The organism is Maribellus luteus, from assembly GCF_003576475.1.
Classification (GTDB): Bacteria; Bacteroidota; Bacteroidia; order Bacteroidales; family Prolixibacteraceae; genus Draconibacterium; species Draconibacterium luteum.
Genome location: NZ_QWGR01000061.1, coordinates 1 through 840, shown reverse-complemented (window position 1 = coordinate 840; position 840 = coordinate 1). Strand labels below are relative to the sequence as shown.

General features: G+C 63.7%; 1 protein-coding gene. It reads left to right on the top strand.

Annotated elements, in window-relative coordinates; translation table 11 throughout:
* The coding region (gene istB / locus D1614_RS27915) for an IS21-like element ISRme9 family helper ATPase IstB (protein ID WP_119440470.1) at positions 1-646 on the top strand (646 nt) is incomplete at its 5' end.
* Between the last annotated feature and the right edge of the window lie 194 nt (positions 647-840).

Here is an 840-nt window from a genome sequence, read left to right as displayed (position 1 = left end):
GGAACGCTTCTCCATGCTGGTCGACCGGGAGATTGCTTGGCGCGACACCCGGCGGCTGGAGCGGCTGCTGCGCTCGGCCAAGCTCAAGCACACCCAGGCATGCCTCGAGGATGTGGTCTATGACGGCAGCCGCGGCCTTGACCAGCGGCTGGTCGCCACCCTGGCCAGTTGCGACTGGATCCGCAATGCTCAGAGCCTCATCCTGACCGGGGCGACCGGTGCCGGCAAGTCCTGGCTGGCCTGTGCGTTTGCCCAGCAGGCCTGTCGGCAGGGATTCTCTGCGCTCTATCTGCGGGTGCCGCGACTGTTCGAGGAACTACAGATCGCCCACGGCGACGGGAGCTTCACCCGCCGCCTGGCGCAGCTCGCGCGCATCGACGTCCTGGTGCTGGACGACTGGGGCCTACAGGAGCCTTCTGAAAGCGCCCGCGGCGATCTGCTTGAAGTTCTGGACGATCGCGTCGGTACCCGGTCAACCATCGTGACCAGCCAGCTCCCGATCGAACATTGGCACCAGTGGTTGAATGATCCGACGCTGGCTGACGCCATCCTGGACCGGCTGGTCCACCAGGCACACAAGGTGCCGCTCAAAGGCGAATCCATGCGCAAGCGCACGTCAACCGACGCCAAGAAACGGGCATCGTGATCACCTACGCTACAATCTCCTGACCGCGCAGTACCACCTTCCTTCCCTGATCACGTTCGCCGAAACCGCTGATCACCTTCACCGAAATCCGCAGCAAGCTGGCTCGCCGCCAACTTCTCACGGATGAGAAGATCCTCGACCGTTCTCTGGCAGAGCAGTACTGCCTTCCCGACACCCGTCGCGCTGAGGAAGAT